Origin of the sequence: Enterococcus sp. AZ129, assembly GCF_051714505.1 — a bacterium.
In the GTDB taxonomy this organism is placed as follows: domain Bacteria; phylum Bacillota; class Bacilli; order Lactobacillales; family Enterococcaceae; genus Enterococcus; species Enterococcus faecalis.
In genome coordinates this window covers 2,362,526-2,378,732 of the sequence record NZ_JBIORY010000001.1, presented here as the reverse complement: position 1 = coordinate 2,378,732, position 16,207 = coordinate 2,362,526, and the positions used below count along the sequence as shown (strand labels likewise).

Sequence of the window (16,207 nt, the reverse complement as noted above, 5' to 3'; positions counted from 1 at the left end):
AAGGAGAATCGGTATGAATTTTTTAGAATTAAAGCAAAAGAAAGAGCGCGGAGTAACAAATACAGAGTTCATGAATAGATCAAGGGATTTTTTTGAGAAGGCTGATAGTATTGTAGTAGTCGGTATTAATCCAGACGGAATTATTAGCACTTTCTATACACAATCAACGTCAACTAATGCTATTGGTATGATGGAAATAGCTAAACAACAATTAATATCGGAATTAGAAGTTTAACAATCGTTAAACTTTTTATTTTGCCCTGAATACGGCGTTAAACTGTTCACTCCATCGAGGGCGTAGCCTCGTTAAACAACGAAAGGAAGATAAAAATGAAGCGAGAACAATTAAAAGAACTTGGATTGACAGATGAACAAATTAATTCAGTGATGGGATTACATGGCCAAACGGTTACTGAATTAAACAGCAAACTTGCTACAGCAGAACAAGAGCGTGACCGATTTAAAGAGCAACTTGATTCGAATCAAATCGAATTAGACGCATTGAAAGAATCAGCTAAAGGCAATGAAGAACTAACGAAACAATTAACTGATTTACAGAACAAATTTAATGAAGCTGAAAAAGATGCGCAAGAAAAGCTTGCTGAACAACAAAAAGATTTTGCAATTAAGTTAGCTTTAAAAGAGGTTAATGCTCGTGATGAAGATATTGTATTACAGCTGTTAGACAAAGAAGCAATAAAAGTGACAGATGAAGGTTTAGAAGGATTGAAAGAACAGCTAGATGCGTTAAAAGAAAATAAAAATTTCTTGTTTCAAGAAAAGGAAAATACGCCTTCTGTTCCACGAATTTTTGTAGGCGGGAATCCATCTGCAACCGAAGAAGTTTCTGGGTCATTAGGACAACAAATGAAATCTAAAAACTTTAATTTAACTAATTTTTTAACCAAAGGAGAGAATAAATAATGACAACCGAAATTACAAAATTATTAGATGTGGTAACACCAGAAGTATTTAACACTTATATGAATAACTTTACTGAAGAAAAATCAGCGCTTATTCAATCTGGAGTAGCAGTATCAGATCCTAGCGTATCAGCTAATATTACATCAGGTGGTCTGTTGGTTAATATGCCATTCTGGAATGATTTAGACGGCGAGGACGAAACTTTAGGCGACGGAGAAAAAGCATTATCTACTGGTAAGATTACAGCAAGTGCAGATATTGCAGCAGTTATGTATCGTGGGCGTGGTTGGTCAGTTAACGAATTATCGGCTGTTATTTCAGGCGATGATCCATTAGGTGCTTTGATGAGTAAAATTGCTTCTTGGTGGATGCGTCGAGAACAAAGTGTGCTTATTTCTGTTTTAAACGGCTTATTTGCAGATGGTGGAGCATTGCATGACTCGCACCTATTATCAAAACCAACAGAAGGAATTTCAGGAGATTTAGTATTAGATGCGAAACAGTTATTAGGCGATTCAGCAGGTAGATTAAGTATGATTGTTATGCATTCAGCTGTATATACTACTTTGCAAAAACAAAACTTAATTGCTTTTATTCCAGATGCTCGTGGGGAAGTAAACATTCCTACTTATTTAGGTTATCGAGTAGTTATTGATGATAATGTTCCTTCAACAGGTTCAGGAGATTCAAAAGTCTACACTACTTACCTATTTTCAACTGGTTCTATTGGTCGCAATACGGGTAATCCAGCTAAATTAACTACTTTTGAAACTGCTCGGGTAGCAAATAAAGGAAATGATGAAGTTTACACTAGACGAGCGTTTACGATGCACCCTTATGGCGTTAAATTTACAAATACTGATAGAGAATCAGGAGAAATTACACCTACTAATAAAGATTTAGCCAAACCTAATAACTGGGAAAAAGTCTATGAAGATAAACAAATTGGAATTATTGGTATTCAACATTTGCTATCTTCTGCCCCAAAAGGGTAACCCCATCAACAGATGGGGTTACTTACTCATCGATGAAAGTTTCTGAATTAAAAAATATCCTAGAACAAAAAAATATTCCGTATAAATCCTCAGATAAAAAAGAAGATTTGATTGAATTGTTAAAAAAGGAAGGTCAAAGTAATGACTAGCTATCTAACTTTTGAAGAATTCACAGAATTAACAGGTAGGGAAGTAGTCGTTGATTTGTTCGATCGATATTACAAAAAAGCAGCTTCGGTTTTAGATAATATTACAAATAATTTTTATCAAGTGCATTCAATAGAAAATGATCCAATTGAATTTAGAGTTAAAAAATTTAAATTAGCTTTATGTGCACAAATTGTTTATTTTTATGAAGTTGGCGGAGATAGCAGTGAAAGTTTGAATAAAACTCCGCAAAGCTTTTCTGCTGGACGAACGAGTATTTCTAACAAATCTACAGAAAATGGAAAAGATAAACCGTTAGTAGCTGAAGATGTCTATATTTATCTTGAAAGCACAGGGCTTCTATATCGAGGTGTTTTATCATGTTAATGTCAAAACCACCAATTGATTTTTTAGTAGATTCTTTTATTTATCGAGAATATTTAGGAGAAGGGGATTATAATAAACCTATTTACGGAGAATATGCAATTATAGAAAATTGTCGCATTGATCGAGGAAGTCAGTACACTTTTTCTTCAAGTGGAAAACAATTACTCTATCATGCAGTGATTTTCTGTTATAAGGATTTGACAACCCCTTTGCCTGAATTTAAAGAACAATCATTAGTTATTTATGATGGCAAAGAACACGTTATCACTAAAATTGAGAAAATTTCAGAGGCTTATTCAAACACTGTTTATTCTTATGAATTAGAGGTGATTTGATGGGGGTTAAAGTTGATCTTACTGGTATTAGAGCTAAAGTAAGCCCACAAGCTATGAAGCGAGGAAGGTATGCTCTAGGTAATCAAGCAATGGCTGACATGAATCCGTATGTTCCTAGAAGTTCAGGTGGAGGCATTTTAAGAGGTAGTGCTCATTTAAATAGTGAAGCCTCAAAAATTATTTATGATACTCCTTATGCAAAAGCACAGTTTTATGGTACAAATGGAAAAGCGATATTCAAGAAGTATTCGACGCCAGGTACAGGAAAACGATGGGATTTGAAAGCCAATTCTATTCACGGTGCGGATTGGAAACGAGCTTTTTTGAGAGGAGCAGGAATTAAATAATGGATTTTCTGGATTGCTTAAATAAAAAAATAAATCAGATACCTGATTTACCGTTAAATATTCGAAAAGGTTATCTTTCGGCAGTGGAAAGCTTAGTTATTTATCCATTGCCTGGTGGTAAGGTTGAAACGGAATACTATGACGGAATCAAAGACGAACTATTAAATTATGAAATTGCCATGAAATCAAAAGACGGCAATAAAATTGAACAAACATTGTGGCTTTTGTCGGATGTTTTAGAAGATATTGAAGAATTAACTAGTCAAAATAAATCGTTTGAGTTTAATAAATTAACTATCACGAACAGACCTTACATTAGTGAAGCTGATGAGCAAGGTTGGTTCGTTTTTTTATTGGATTTTCAAGCAAAATTAACCACATTTAAGGAGGAAAAATAACATGATTAAAATGGATTTACAATATTTTGCACGTAAGAAAAATGCCTTGAGAGAACATTATATTGCTGAATATACACCAGGGGAAGAAACTGCTCCAGCTAAAGAAGCAGAAACGTGGTTACCATTAGCAAAATATATTAGCTCAATTGGTGATGATACGGATGAAGAAACAGATGACACTGGCTTTTACGATGGAGACGGTACACCAGAAACAACTGTAACCTCTGTGGCTGGTTCATATAGTCCAGAAGGATTTTATGATCCTGAAGATAAAGCACAAAAATTGATTGCATCAAAAAAATATAAATTAGGAGAAGAACGCAAGGTTTGGCACAAAATTGTTCAAACAAACGGTGATACAGTGATTGGTCGAGCAACAGTTACAGATATTGTAGCTGGTGCTGGAGATGCTACAGAGTATGAAGAATTTAGTTGCAAAATTACATTTGACACCTTGCCAACAGTTACCCCAAAAGGTTAGCCCCGTCAGTTGAGAAGCTTGCTTCTCAATCTGACGATGGGGCGAAAGCTACTTCAAAAAAATCTAAAAAACAAGAGGAGAAAGATTGATGGAATTTCAAATAGAAAAAAGAGGTTTTCCAATTAAAATCGGTGAATTAGAATTTTTCTTTGGAACAACAGTTGAAGAATTGACACGTTTTTTTGATGCACAGGAAGAATACGAAGCAAAAGTAAAAGAATGCGAAGAAAAACTAAAATCAATTAAAAATATTGATCAACCAACAAAAGAAGATACGTTGTTAATTGTTGAATTGTCCGAAGAACTAGCGACTGTTAAGTATGATGCCCTATTGGGAGAGGGAGCTTTCAAAGAAATTTATGAAAAATATACTGATATAGAACAATTATTAGATTTATTCGAAACTTTAGAATTTGAAGTTGCGGAAAAAATAGCTAATGAATCTGCTAAACGACAAGATGCTGTTTCTAAAAAGAAAGCTGATTTATTGAAAAAGAAAGCCTTGAAAAACAAGAAAAAGAAATAGGTGATTAGATGCGGTTAAATGATCCGTTGGTCACTACAGTTGAATTTGAAGGCAAAGAATATCCGCTTGATCTATCTTTTGATAATGTTTTAGATGTTTTTGATATATTATCGGATGAAAATTTGTTTCCAGAAGAAAAAATGAATATGAGTTTAGAACTGTTGATATGTGACTTTGAAAAAGAATTTGAAGGAACGATAGAACAACAGTTCTTACTTTTTAATTTCATTCTTAAAAAGTATATCTATCTAAATGAAGAGGTAGATAGAGCAACTGATCGTTTAGGGAATCCTTTACCAATAAAAAAAGGAAAGAAAGTTATTGATTTAACACATGATGCAAAATATATTTATGCTTCTTTTCGTCAAATAGGGATTAATTTATTTGACGAACAAGGAAAAATGTCATGGGAAGAATTTCAAGCATTATTGGAAAGTTTGCCAGATGATACTATTTTGGCAAAAATTATACAAATTCGTACTTGGGAACCTCAAAAAGGCGAATCCGCCAGAGAGAAAAGTCGAATGAAAAAGCTCCAAAAAAAATATGCATTGCCAGATGAAAAGGTAGGTGAAGAAGATGAGTGATGGAAGAGTTGAAATTGATGTAGAAGTAGATGGTAAAGGTGTAGCCTCATTAAATAATCGACTGAATCAATTGACAGATGTAGGCGGTCGTGCAGGTATTTCAATTAAGAATTTAGTTGTGTCAATGGGACTTTTGAAAGTTGCTTCGGCAGCAATTACGGCTTCTATAAATGCGATAAAAACCTCATTTTCTAGTGCAATTTCTGAAGGAGCAAAGCTTGAACAGTCCATTGGTGGTGTTGAAACACTATTTAAAGAAAATGCAGATATTGTTAAAAATTATGCAAATCAAGCTTTTAAAACTGCAGGAGTTTCAGCAAATAAGTATATGGAAAACGTAACCTCATTTTCAGCAAGCTTGATTGGTAGCCTTGGTGGCGACACAAAAAAAGCAGCCGAATTAGCTAATACTGCTATGATCGATATGTCAGATAACGCTAATAAAATGGGTACTGATATGGAAATGATTACACAAACATATCAATCACTTGCTCGTGGAAACTACGCTATGTTAGATAATCTAAAATTAGGTTATGGCGGTACGAAGTCTGAAATGGAACGTTTGATGAAAGATGCAGAAAAATTAACTGGGGAACATTATACGGTTGGCGATTTTGCAGATACGGTCAAAGCGATTCATGCAGTGCAAGAAAGTTTAGGAATTACTGGTACTACAGCTAAAGAAGCAGCAACTACAATGAGCGGTTCGTTTGCTTCAATGAAAGCAGCAATGCAAAATGTTTTAGGAAAGTTGGCAATTGGCGAAGATATAAAAGATGAATTAAATGATTTAGCCACAACTACTTCAACATTTCTTTTCGGTAATTTTATTCCTATGGTAAAAAGAATTTTGCAAGGATTACCTGAATTATTTTCAACTTTTACTAAATTAGCTGTAGATCACTTAAAAAAAGGCTTGAGTGAGCTTACAGGTAAAGACTTATCGAAACCGATAGACACAGTTGTAGAAGTCGCCTCTAAAGCAATTAAAAATGTAAAAGAAGCGATACAATCAGTAATGGCGGTTTTTTCTAACGTTTCGGGAGGACCAACTGCTTGGGTTTCTACAATCAGCAAAGCTTTTATTGCTTTGAATAGTGTTATTACCGCTAGTGCAAATATTGTAAAGAAATTTATGACAGCACTAGGCGAAACAGGAGCAATCCAAAATGTAAAAAATGCAATTGAAAGTGTTAGTAATACGTTAAAAAAAATAACAGATTCAGTCGGAGACGCCTCCATTTGGTCAACGCTAGGAACAGCGATAGGAAATGTTATAAGTGTCATTGCTCGAGGAGTTCAAGTTGTAGCGGAATTTATATCAAAATTAGATCCTAAAATTATTCAAGCATTTACAAATGTTTTAGTGGGAACAGTTGTCGGTTTTTCAGCTGTTAAAACTGGTATGAAAGGGTTAGATTTTATTCAATCATTCAATCCGTTTAACGCTTTTAGAAAAAACGTTGAAACAGGAATGACTGGAGCAGAAAAAAGCATTAGTCGTTCAAAAAGTACAATTGCACAAATTTTTAGCGGATTATCTAACATCGTAAAATCATCTGGAAATGCAATTAAAGCAAGTGCAACAGGTATTGGAACAGGAATAAAAACAGCACTTACTGGAGTAGCAACTGCTGCGAAAGGTATTGGGGCTGGTTTGGCGGCAACGTTTAAGGGGATAGGTCAAGCTATGAGATTGGCAGGACCTGCAAATATTTTAGCACTTGGCGCTTCTGTTGGAGTAGCAGCAATTAGTATTAGTGCAGGAATAGGAATAATCATTTCCGCATTAACGTTACTAGCTACGCAGGGAGAAGGCGTTGCAACAATAATCAATGCTATAGGAACAGCTTTTTCAATGGTAGCTACAACGATTATAGGAGCATTTGCACAAGCGATAGTAACAGTATCTAGTGTTCTGCCAATAATTACAAGTGCTCTTTCTGGCTTAGCACCTTTAGTGGTTGCCGTCGGAGTTGCAATTGGCGCAATGTCGCCAGCAATAGAAGCTGTAGGAACTGCTATAGGAGCAACTGCTCCAGCAATTACAGCATTAGGAACAGCGATTTCAACCGTTATTAGTGCATTACCACCTGTAATATCAGCACTTGGTTCAGCAATCTCTCAAATTGTAACAGCCATTACACCAATTATCCAAATTCTTGCGGATGCGTTTTTACAGCTTGTGCCAATTGTTGGTAATGCAATTAGCCAAATTATCCAAGCGATAACACCAATTGTTCCAGAAATTACAAAAATGGTTGAAGCAATAGCACCAATACTTGGTAAGATAGTAGAAGCTTTTCAAACTTTAATTCAAGAAATTAAACCTATTGTCGATTCTATTACTAATCTTATCAAGGAATTAGGAACACAAATTAGCAATATATTAACTGAAGCAGGAAATGTAATTAATACTTTTGGAGATAATGTAAAAAAAGTTTTTGATGGTGCTTCAAACGTTGTAAAAAGTTTTGGAGACACTGTTAAAAATATTTTAGATGGAATAGCAGGTATTTTTGATTCTATTGGAAATGCTGCTTTAAACGCTGGAAAAGGCGTTAAACAAATGGCACAAGGGATCAAAATTCTTGTTGATTTAAAATTGGGAGATTTAGGTGCTACATTAGCAGCAACTGCAACAGGATTAGCAGCAATAACTGCTTCTGGTATTGCCACAGCTGGACCAGGCTTACAACAAGCTGGAACAGGCTTAATGATGATTGCCACAGCTGGTCAGACAGCCACTGTTGCTTTGCAAATGCTACCTAATATTTTGACCGTGTTTTCAAATAGTATTGGTAATTTACCAATTAAAATGAACGAAGTAGCCAGTAGCTTTGCTAGTTTTGCTTCACGAGCTGTTATGGGCTTAGCTGGTTTATCTGGAGCAAATATCCATATAACAACTTTCAGAGCACAATTAATGACAATTCCACCAACCTTAAATATGGCCAGTGCTAGCTTTAATTTATTTGTTTCAAGAGCGATGTCAATAGGAACTACATTGATGACGATTCAGACGATGATTACTTCATTTAATGCTAAAGTGATGACTATTTCAGCTACTTTGAATAATGTAAGCAATTCTTTTGGCTCATTAACTAAAGTTTCTGATTCTGTAAAAAACGCTCTTAGTGGTGTTTCTTCTGGGTTAATGAGAGTATCTTCAAGTGCAAATGTTACAAAAAATCAAATTAGTAATATGGTAGCTGGTTCTAATGCACAAATTAAAAGCATGGCAAGTAGTACAAAAATAGTAGTTACATCATTTAATGCAATGAGAGCTCAAATTCAAACCTCCATGTTAAGCATTGTAAATATTCTTATTACTTCTGGAAATAAGATGAAAAATCAAGGAAGAATCATCGGGCAACAAACCGCACAAAATATTGCACAAGGAATACTTAACGCTATCCCGATGGGTTCTAGTGCAATGATTTCTTTAATGCAAGCTGTACTAACGGCTGGAATGTCTAATATAAATGGTATGAGAAATATTGGATTGATGATTGGTTATGGTTTAGCAGAAGGAATGTATGCTTCGTTAGGAGAAGTGACAAGAGCAGCGAATGCTCTTGTAGAGCAAGCTGACCGAGCTGCTAGAGCAAAAGCGGAAATTCACTCACCATCTCGTTTGTTCCGAGATAACGTAGGTCGTTATATTTCTCAAGGGATTGCTGTTGGTATTGAAAAAGATGCCAATAATGCATACTCTGCTATGGATAAATTAATAACTGGTTTAATGCCAAATGTGACTCCTGAGATAGCTTTAGGCACTTCAAAAATAGGGATGGCATCAGTTGGTTCTCAAATTGTTAATAATACAACGAATCAATCGCAATCTTATCGACCAGTATTTCATTTTAATATTGAAAAAGCAGACCTTTCGTCAGATAAATCTATTGAAGAGACATCAGAACGGTTAGCAATACTTACGGAGCGACAAACAAGGGGGCGTTTGAAATAGATTTAACCAATTATCCTCACTTTCAATTTAGAGGAAGAAAATCAAATGAATTTCGAATGCGAATAAGAAATGAGTTAGAATTTGTTATTCCTGAAACTTCTTTAGACTTTATAGAAGTTGACGGTCTTGATTATGATGTCATTTATGATAAGGGAAAACGAAAAGATATTGAAAAAGTTTTCCCTGTTCGCATTTATAAAGAAAAAGATACAACCATAGCCATGCAACTTAGAAATATAGTTGCATGGCTATATTTAGATAAATCCTATTCGCCATTAATTTTTAGCGAACAAGGAGAATATTACTATCAAGCTTTAGGATATAGCCAAATAACCGCTCGAGATAAGCATAGAGAATGGGTAGATATTGATTTTTCGTTTAAATGTCAGCCCTTTGTTTTTCGATTGGATGGAAACAAAGAAAGAGTTGTTTCAAACAATGGAATTATTACGAATCCAGAAGCTTTTTCAAGTTTGCCCATAATTAGTTTCAATAAAACAAGTAGTACACAAGATAGTAATATTTATATTAATGGTCAGCAATTTAGAATTGCTAAAGAGGTTGGTGTAGGAAAAGTTGTTTTAGATTGTGAGCATGGTATTGCTTACAAAGAAAACGGGATAAACGTTACAAAATATTGTTTTTTAAACGATGATGGTTATAATCCAATCACATTACAACCAGGCCAAAATCAGATTAATTACAGCTATATTGATAGTTTTAAAATTATACCGAATTGGAGGACATTAGCGGTATGAGTACTATAGTTTTATATGAAAAGAAAAATAACGATTGGAATTCTTTAGGATTAGGACCTTTAACAGAAGCGATTAATCCACTAGTAACTAGAGAAAAGAATGGTATTTATGATTTGACCTTTGAATATCCAGTAAATGGTAAGTTATTCAATGAATTAAAAGTAGGTCGATGGGTTACAGCTAATGCTGGACCGACGATTGTGGCCAGAAAACAAAAATTTGAAATTGCTCAAATCACTAAACCAAAAAATGGAATAGTTACTGTTTATTGTGAACATTATCGTTATAAATTATTGCGTTCTATTGTGACAATAGGGATAAAACATGAAAATATTCCTGCTCAAACTGCTTTAAATTATTTGAAAGAAAGAATGCAGCCAAAAGGAGATTTTTCTTTTTTTAGTGATGTGGGTACCAAATCATCAATTGATTTTACCGATCCTTCAAAATTTAAAAATGCTCAAGAAGCGCTTGGAGGTGTTGCTGGTTCAATTTTAGATAATTTTGGTGGAGAATATTTATTTGATAATAATCAAGTCAAATTATTAGTTGAAGCTGGCAAAAAAACCAATATCGTTATTGCTTATGGCAAAAATTTAACCGATATTACACAAGAAGAGTCTATAGAAAATACCTATACTTCAATTTATGGCTGGGCCAAAATAGGAACAGGCGATGATGAGGAAATTTTAACATTACCTGAAATCTATATTGATAGCGATTATGTAAATAACTATACAGAGCGTCGTATCCAGATGGTGGATTTTAGTGATAAAGAACCAAAAGACGTTACTACTTTAAGAAGTATGGTTAAAAGTTATATTAAATCAAATAAAGTCGGTGTACCAAAAGTAAGTATTAAAGCAAGTTATGTCGATTTAGCAAGTTCGGTAATGGATACTCAATTAAAAAATTTAGAAGAAATTGATCTATGTGATTGGGTAACGATTACTTTTAATCAGTTAAAAATTAATACTACTGCTCAAATTGTAAAAACAGTGTGGAACGTTTCTCTTGATCGTTATGAATCAATTGAATTAGGAGAGAGTAGAACGGATTTTGCTAAAGTAATAGAAGAATCAAAAGAAGAGATTAAACAAGTCACTAATAAAATCAATTGGTTAGAACAAGCACAACAAGAAGCTACAGATATAATTAAAAATCCAGGAAAAGGACATGTTGTTATTTATCCTTCTTTGGCTGATCCTCAAGAGTTTTTAATTATGGATACTACAGACATTAAAACAGCTAAAAAGGTTTGGCGTTGGAATGTGGGAGGCTTAGGTTTTAGTTCTACTGGGTACAATGGTTCATACGGTTTAGCAATGACTAATAATGGTGCAATGGTTGCAGACAGAATGACTACAGGAACACTTCGAGCAATAAATATTATCGGTGTTGCTATTACAGGTTCAACAATTGATGGTGGAGTAATTACTAATTCTAATGGTTATAGCAAAATAATTTTAAGAGATGGTACAATCAAAACCTATTATAATAATGTATTAAGGTCTGCTGTTTCAGGCGTAAGATTTACTCTTTATGATTCAAAAGGCGTAGCTGTTATGGATTTAGATAGCGATGGCGTAAGTATTAATAAAGAAAATACGACAACAACGCTAGGGTATCTTGGTCGAGGAAGAGATGTAAAGACAGGTAAAGAAGAATTAGCAATGAATGTTAATGTAGGAAATATAGGATGTATAGCTGTACAAGAAAATACAAATGGAATTTATATACGTAAAATAGCGGCCTCATCAGCAGGAGCCCACATATCTAATTTAATAATGGGAGGAAGTTATGTAGGAGGTTCAGGCGAAATCAAAAATGCTAATTTAAAAAATGCAGGAGTTTCAGATAAGTTTACGGTATATAACAATGTAAATTTAGGATTTTATTCTAATTTGAATATGAATGGTTATTCTATTTTAAACCAATCAGATATTCGTCTAAAAGAAAATATTGAAGAGACAAAAATTGATGGTATAGAAGAAACAAAAAAACTAAATTTTGTAGAATTTGATCGAAAACAAAAATATCGAACAAAAGATATAAATAAGCAACCTTCATCAAAACGAGAATTAGGATTGATTGCTCAATATTCACCTTTTTTAGCTATTGAGAGTGATTTTGATAATTATTTAAGTATTGATGTTAATAAACAAATTATGTTAAACAGTTTGACGAACAAGCAATTAATTGAGTTAGTTGAATCGCAAGAAAAAAGAATTACTGAATTAGAAAAGGTGATAAATGATGGCTAATAAAGTATTGAACTTAGATTTTTTGAAAGATCCTATATTACCGCCAATCGTTTATGGTCGAGTGGGTGATGATGGACTACAAACAATCACTATAAATATTACTCGAGGCGATGAAGTAGCTAATTTAACAGGTGGAGTTCTTACTTTTGAAGGTGAGCCAGCTGGGGGAAAAGTAAAAGTATTTGACTCTGATAATATTAGTTCGACAACGGAAGGATTAAGAAAAGGGACATTCGATTATACGTTTCCAAGCAAAGCATTTAGTGTGGAAGGAACATATGAAAGAGCGTATTTCTCATTTCAAAAAAGTGGAAAAAGAGACACGACAAGTGGCTTTAAAATAATTGTACAAGGGAATGCTGATATTGATGCTCCAGAAGCTGAAACAATTATTACAGAATACAATCGATTAGTTGAAAAGTTAAATAAAGCGTATCAAGATGCGTTAAAAAAGATAAATTCTGATTATGATGTAGTTGTTGCAAGAATAGAAGAAATAACTATTGAAATAACTAAATTAAAAGCCCAAATTAGTGAAACTATTGCTAATACAGAAAAACGTATTTCTCAAATTGCAGAAAATGCAGAAACTTCTATCACTACTATTGGAAGAACTGTCACAGAAGCAATGAATCAAGCCTTGGAAGAATTACATGCTGCAGATTTTTATACAAAAGATGAAGCAGATTCTAGGTTTGTAAATAAAACAGCAACAGAAAATGGATTGTTTGTTAGAAAAAATATTGAAATAACAGACTTAAATAATGCTAAAGAACCAGGAATCTATTCGATTCCAGCTACAGGAGTTGAAAATAAACCTTTACCTAATTCTGGTAGCTTGATTGTTAATAAAGATCCTGGGGGAGTCAGACAGCTGTTTCAAACAGAAAGGACTGTCCTTATTCGTCAATTTGGTGGTATTCCTTCAAATTGGACTGATTGGAAAGAAGTAGCGTTTACAACGAATGTTGTGAATTTAACCGAACCTCAACATATTGATGGTATTAAAGAATTTTCAGAGATTCCTTTAGTAAACGGAAAAGAAGTTGCTTTAAAAGAAGACACGTATATTTACAAAAAAACAGGGCTTGATGAAGTAGAAGCTGCATATAAAAGTGCTTTTGGAGCAGAAACCAATATTCTTTTAGTTCGTAAGGGAGATAAAGTAGATGCGTATATACGTGTAAATATAGCTGATGTAACTAAATTAAAAACAGCATTTGTACCGATATTTCTTATTCCAGAGGGCTTTAAATTAGATCCATCATTAAGAGAGGGGTTCTGGAATGTTCCATTGACAGTAAACCAATACACTTTCCCTCAAGGAAATTATGGAGCATTGTATGAATATGGTTCGAAAGGTATTCGATTTGGTAGTGATAGAAAAGGGAATCATTATGTGCATGGTAGTTGGCATACAAATGATCCATTTCCTGAAAATAGTTTAAATGTAACAAAAAAATAATTAAGGAGGACTCCAAATGAAAACGATATGGCAATTCGGGCGAACTGGAGGGTCAGAATTAGAGGTTCCAGATGATTTCTTAGTTCAAGTTCCATTTACAGATATTCCCCCATTAGAAGATGTTGAATTAAATCAACAATTTTTTATTCCTAGTGAGGGACGTTGGAAAGAAATTATGAACCAACTGGATAGGGAAAACTTAGATAATCTTAGTAGCCTTTATTCAAATTTAGAAAAAGAAAATGAAGAGATTAAGGTTAAGGCAAATGATTTAGCGCAATTAAACGGGAAGTTAATGTTATCAACAATGAATCTTCAAAAAGAAAATGCAGAATTGAAAGCAAAATCTGACAGTTTAGCTAAATTAAATTCAAAAGCAATGCTTATGATTGCTGCTCATGATAAGGAAATCAGAGAACTTAGTAATGAATCGAAAGGAAGTGTTCAATAATGTTATTTACATTTGATGATATTAAAATGATGTATGATTGGGGCTGCTTTACAGATGAACAAGTTGCAGAATTTGTACCACTTTGTATAACAGAAGATGAATTTACAAAAATGACAGGAAAACCGTTTAGCAAAGTCTAAGCGGTTTTTATTATTGGAAGGTGGAAGACATGGTGATTATTGATAATCAAGCGTTAATAGCAGAATTTAAAAATTTAATTTCAAACGGCTTTATCCAAGTGTTTGTTTGGATTGTGTTAGGAGATATTGCAACAGGTATTTGTAAGGGAATCTACAGGGAAGAAGGAAATAGTACAAAGGGATTACCTGGATTAATTAAACATTTACTTGTTGTATGTTTAGTTATAGTGACCTATCCATATTTAAAAATAATGGGATTCTCATCTATTGCTGATGGTTTTGTTTTATTTTACATTGCTGTTTATGGTCTTTCGATTACAGAAAACTTAGGGCAGCTAGGTGTTCCGTTACCTTCTTGGGTTAAAAATCATCTAAGCAAATTAAAAGATGAAAATGATAAAGGAGGTGAACCGAAAGATGGTACAGGTAATTAATCAATCTGTTTGTGGAGGAATTGCTGGTAGACGCCCCAACGCAACACCAAAAGGCGTTGTCATTCATAATGATGCAGGAAGTATTTATGCGACTGCTGCGCAATATGTTAATGCTTTAGCTGTAATGTCTCCTACGCAATTAGCGAATGGTTTTGCTCATTATTATATTGATCGAAATACAATTGCACGTGTAGAAGATACATTCAACGCAGCTTGGCATACAGCAAATTCAGATGGAAATTTGAACTATGTTGGTTATGAGGTTTGTCAATCGATGGGCGCTAGCGATGCAGACTTCTTAGCGAATGAGCAAATGACATTTAAGCAAGTAGCCGAAGATATGAAGTTTTGGGGAATGCAACCTAATAGAGATACTGTAAGATTGCACAAAGAATTTGTTCCTACAGCATGTCCTCATCGTTCGTGGGAATTGCACGGAAAAGAAACAAACGCAGTAAAAGACTATTTTATTAGCCAAATAAAAAAATATATGGGAAATCAAAACGAAAACAATAGCAACTCAAGTAATAACAATCAAAATACAATAAAAGGGAGAGAAGCAACGATGTTTTGTTTATATCAACGACCAATTAATAGTAAAACAGGAAAATTAGAAGATAACGGGGATCACTGGGCTACATTCTTCTGTAATGGAGTGAATTGCCGACGTTTATATCATGGCGATGAAGCAGAAGTGATAAAAACAGTATACAGAGAGAACAACGGAAAAGAAATACCGTTTTTTGGTAAAGATAAATGGCCTAAAAACGCACCATGGTACAAACGTTTAGAGACTGTTTGTCCAGTTGTAAAATAGCTTGAAATTTAAAAACATCTGATTTAAAATATAGTTACCTTTTGATATTTCCATATTTGACCTTCTTTTATGAGAGTAAAAGAAGGGTGCACCTATCTTTTCCAAGTCCTAAGATAGGTGCATTTTTTTGTTGAAATTCAAAAAAGAAAGCGGTAAAATGTATTTACCAAACAGTTTTATTTTTCATTTTATTACTACCTCTTGCCGCCTTTCCCAAACGAGGCGGTAACTTTTTACATAAAAATTATTGAACTCAAAAAACAGATATTGTAAAATATTGATACATATTTAAACTCTTATTTTTTCACGCAGACCGTCTTTTCTCAATAAGACGGTCGTTTTTTTGTTGAAAATTGAAAATCAGTAAAGTAAAATTATTATATATCAAGCTATAACCAGTAAGAACTATTTTATCCCCAATAAGGTGGTTCTTACTTGGACCATTAGCTCAGCTGGTTAGAGCAAACGGCTCATAACCGTTCGGTCACAGGTTCGAGTCCTGTATGGTCCATAAAAAAGGTTGATTTACAATAGTTGAAAATGTAAAATTATTTTTATCTAATTAGAGATAAGTATTTTAAAAGGTGGTGGTACTTTGAGCTTACTTTTTACAATTCTATTCTTTATTCTAGCGCTTGCGGTTTTAATTTATGGGATAATAAAGAATAAGAAAGTACTTTTTCCTTTCCTTGCTTTGAGCATTTTAGGAGTATGTTTCTTTGTAAATTTTGTAACCGATGTTTTAGACTTTGATGATGATATTGTATTTGAAAGAGAGTTA

The 16,207-nt window shown here is 33.8% G+C and carries 19 protein-coding genes and 1 tRNA gene; all 20 read left to right on the top strand.

Annotated features, from left to right (window positions below; translation table 11 throughout):
• Positions 1-13: 13 nt before the first annotated feature.
• The 20 genes from IGJ90_RS11615 to IGJ90_RS11520 all read left to right on the top strand — a co-directional run bounded on the left by IGJ90_RS11615 (position 14) and on the right by IGJ90_RS11520 (position 15,937).
• A complete protein-coding gene (locus IGJ90_RS11615) occupies positions 14-235 on the top strand; it encodes a hypothetical protein (RefSeq protein WP_438768156.1) in 222 nt (73 codons plus the stop codon).
• A 95-nt stretch (positions 236-330) separates the two neighbouring features.
• Positions 331-924: a phage scaffolding protein gene (locus tag IGJ90_RS11610; RefSeq protein WP_438768154.1), complete on the top strand. Its 594-nt coding sequence runs from the start codon at positions 331-333 to the stop codon at positions 922-924.
• Positions 924-1,919, top strand: coding sequence for a major capsid protein (locus tag IGJ90_RS11605; protein ID WP_438768152.1), 996 nt, complete (start codon positions 924-926; stop codon positions 1,917-1,919). Before IGJ90_RS11610 ends, IGJ90_RS11605 begins: the two co-directional genes overlap by 1 nt.
• Positions 1,920-1,951: 32 nt before the next feature.
• Positions 1,952-2,068 (top strand): HeH/LEM domain-containing protein, encoded by a 117-nt coding sequence (locus IGJ90_RS11600; protein ID WP_016632587.1) that lies wholly within the window; start codon positions 1,952-1,954, stop codon positions 2,066-2,068.
• Complete coding sequence (locus tag IGJ90_RS11595) at positions 2,061-2,453, top strand: hypothetical protein (protein WP_033918994.1); 393 nt, start codon at positions 2,061-2,063, stop codon at positions 2,451-2,453. The genes IGJ90_RS11600 and IGJ90_RS11595 overlap by 8 nt, the downstream gene beginning before the upstream one ends.
• Positions 2,447-2,788, top strand: a complete 342-nt coding sequence (locus IGJ90_RS11590; RefSeq protein WP_016632589.1) for a putative minor capsid protein — start codon at positions 2,447-2,449, stop codon at positions 2,786-2,788. The genes IGJ90_RS11595 and IGJ90_RS11590 overlap by 7 nt, the downstream gene beginning before the upstream one ends.
• A complete protein-coding gene (locus IGJ90_RS11585) occupies positions 2,788-3,135 on the top strand; it encodes a minor capsid protein (protein ID WP_016632590.1) in 348 nt (115 codons plus the stop codon). Before IGJ90_RS11590 ends, IGJ90_RS11585 begins: the two co-directional genes overlap by 1 nt.
• Positions 3,135-3,533 carry a minor capsid protein gene (locus IGJ90_RS11580; RefSeq protein WP_016632591.1) on the top strand — a complete coding sequence of 133 codons (399 nt, stop codon included), beginning with the start codon at positions 3,135-3,137 and terminating at the stop codon, positions 3,531-3,533. Before IGJ90_RS11585 ends, IGJ90_RS11580 begins: the two co-directional genes overlap by 1 nt.
• A gap of 1 nt (position 3,534) precedes the next feature.
• Positions 3,535-4,014 carry a phage tail tube protein gene (locus IGJ90_RS11575; RefSeq protein WP_070363852.1) on the top strand — a complete coding sequence of 160 codons (480 nt, stop codon included), beginning with the start codon at positions 3,535-3,537 and terminating at the stop codon, positions 4,012-4,014.
• An 88-nt stretch (positions 4,015-4,102) separates the two neighbouring features.
• Positions 4,103-4,540 carry a hypothetical protein gene (locus IGJ90_RS11570; RefSeq protein ID WP_016632593.1) on the top strand — a complete coding sequence of 146 codons (438 nt, stop codon included), beginning with the start codon at positions 4,103-4,105 and terminating at the stop codon, positions 4,538-4,540.
• Positions 4,541-4,548: 8 nt separating this feature from the next.
• Positions 4,549-5,127, top strand: a complete 579-nt coding sequence (locus IGJ90_RS11565) for a Gp15 family bacteriophage protein (RefSeq protein WP_016632594.1) — start codon at positions 4,549-4,551, stop codon at positions 5,125-5,127.
• A complete protein-coding gene (locus tag IGJ90_RS11560) occupies positions 5,120-9,097 on the top strand; it encodes a phage tail protein (protein ID WP_438768150.1) in 3,978 nt (1,325 codons plus the stop codon). Before IGJ90_RS11565 ends, IGJ90_RS11560 begins: the two co-directional genes overlap by 8 nt.
• A gap of 56 nt (positions 9,098-9,153) precedes the next feature.
• Positions 9,154-9,855, top strand: a complete 702-nt coding sequence (locus tag IGJ90_RS11555; protein ID WP_195805037.1) for a phage tail protein — start codon at positions 9,154-9,156, stop codon at positions 9,853-9,855.
• Positions 9,852-12,119 (top strand): phage tail spike protein, encoded by a 2,268-nt coding sequence (locus IGJ90_RS11550; protein WP_438768148.1) that lies wholly within the window; start codon positions 9,852-9,854, stop codon positions 12,117-12,119. Before IGJ90_RS11555 ends, IGJ90_RS11550 begins: the two co-directional genes overlap by 4 nt.
• Positions 12,112-13,584 (top strand): BppU family phage baseplate upper protein, encoded by a 1,473-nt coding sequence (locus IGJ90_RS11545; protein WP_438768146.1) that lies wholly within the window; start codon positions 12,112-12,114, stop codon positions 13,582-13,584. Before IGJ90_RS11550 ends, IGJ90_RS11545 begins: the two co-directional genes overlap by 8 nt.
• A gap of 16 nt (positions 13,585-13,600) precedes the next feature.
• Positions 13,601-14,035 (top strand): hypothetical protein, encoded by a 435-nt coding sequence (locus IGJ90_RS11540; RefSeq protein ID WP_016632599.1) that lies wholly within the window; start codon positions 13,601-13,603, stop codon positions 14,033-14,035.
• Complete coding sequence (locus IGJ90_RS11535) at positions 14,035-14,175, top strand: XkdX family protein (RefSeq protein WP_438768144.1); 141 nt, start codon at positions 14,035-14,037, stop codon at positions 14,173-14,175. The genes IGJ90_RS11540 and IGJ90_RS11535 overlap by 1 nt, the downstream gene beginning before the upstream one ends.
• Positions 14,176-14,204: 29 nt before the next feature.
• Positions 14,205-14,609: a phage holin family protein gene (locus IGJ90_RS11530; protein ID WP_010710709.1), complete on the top strand. Its 405-nt coding sequence runs from the start codon at positions 14,205-14,207 to the stop codon at positions 14,607-14,609.
• The gene (locus tag IGJ90_RS11525) at positions 14,593-15,426 is read left to right on the top strand and encodes a peptidoglycan recognition protein family protein (protein WP_438768142.1); all 834 of its coding nucleotides are present in this window, start codon (positions 14,593-14,595) and stop codon (positions 15,424-15,426) included. Before IGJ90_RS11530 ends, IGJ90_RS11525 begins: the two co-directional genes overlap by 17 nt.
• Positions 15,427-15,863: 437 nt before the next feature.
• A tRNA-Ile gene (locus IGJ90_RS11520) sits at positions 15,864-15,937 on the top strand.
• Positions 15,938-16,207 lie beyond the last annotated feature (270 nt).

Coding starts and splice junctions, on each gene's coding strand:
- IGJ90_RS11615 (WP_438768156.1), top strand. CDS start 14: ATGAATTTTTTAGAATTAAAGCAAAAGAAAGAGCGCGGAGTAACAAAT.
- IGJ90_RS11610 (WP_438768154.1), top strand. CDS start 331: ATGAAGCGAGAACAATTAAAAGAACTTGGATTGACAGATGAACAAATT.
- IGJ90_RS11605 (WP_438768152.1), top strand. CDS start 924: ATGACAACCGAAATTACAAAATTATTAGATGTGGTAACACCAGAAGTA.
- IGJ90_RS11600 (WP_016632587.1), top strand. CDS start 1,952: ATGAAAGTTTCTGAATTAAAAAATATCCTAGAACAAAAAAATATTCCG.
- IGJ90_RS11595 (WP_033918994.1), top strand. CDS start 2,061: ATGACTAGCTATCTAACTTTTGAAGAATTCACAGAATTAACAGGTAGG.
- IGJ90_RS11590 (WP_016632589.1), top strand. CDS start 2,447: ATGTTAATGTCAAAACCACCAATTGATTTTTTAGTAGATTCTTTTATT.
- IGJ90_RS11585 (WP_016632590.1), top strand. CDS start 2,788: ATGGGGGTTAAAGTTGATCTTACTGGTATTAGAGCTAAAGTAAGCCCA.
- IGJ90_RS11580 (WP_016632591.1), top strand. CDS start 3,135: ATGGATTTTCTGGATTGCTTAAATAAAAAAATAAATCAGATACCTGAT.
- IGJ90_RS11575 (WP_070363852.1), top strand. CDS start 3,535: ATGATTAAAATGGATTTACAATATTTTGCACGTAAGAAAAATGCCTTG.
- IGJ90_RS11570 (WP_016632593.1), top strand. CDS start 4,103: ATGGAATTTCAAATAGAAAAAAGAGGTTTTCCAATTAAAATCGGTGAA.
- IGJ90_RS11565 (WP_016632594.1), top strand. CDS start 4,549: ATGCGGTTAAATGATCCGTTGGTCACTACAGTTGAATTTGAAGGCAAA.
- IGJ90_RS11560 (WP_438768150.1), top strand. CDS start 5,120: ATGAGTGATGGAAGAGTTGAAATTGATGTAGAAGTAGATGGTAAAGGT.
- IGJ90_RS11555 (WP_195805037.1), top strand. CDS start 9,154: ATGCGAATAAGAAATGAGTTAGAATTTGTTATTCCTGAAACTTCTTTA.
- IGJ90_RS11550 (WP_438768148.1), top strand. CDS start 9,852: ATGAGTACTATAGTTTTATATGAAAAGAAAAATAACGATTGGAATTCT.
- IGJ90_RS11545 (WP_438768146.1), top strand. CDS start 12,112: ATGGCTAATAAAGTATTGAACTTAGATTTTTTGAAAGATCCTATATTA.
- IGJ90_RS11540 (WP_016632599.1), top strand. CDS start 13,601: ATGAAAACGATATGGCAATTCGGGCGAACTGGAGGGTCAGAATTAGAG.
- IGJ90_RS11535 (WP_438768144.1), top strand. CDS start 14,035: ATGTTATTTACATTTGATGATATTAAAATGATGTATGATTGGGGCTGC.
- IGJ90_RS11530 (WP_010710709.1), top strand. CDS start 14,205: ATGGTGATTATTGATAATCAAGCGTTAATAGCAGAATTTAAAAATTTA.
- IGJ90_RS11525 (WP_438768142.1), top strand. CDS start 14,593: ATGGTACAGGTAATTAATCAATCTGTTTGTGGAGGAATTGCTGGTAGA.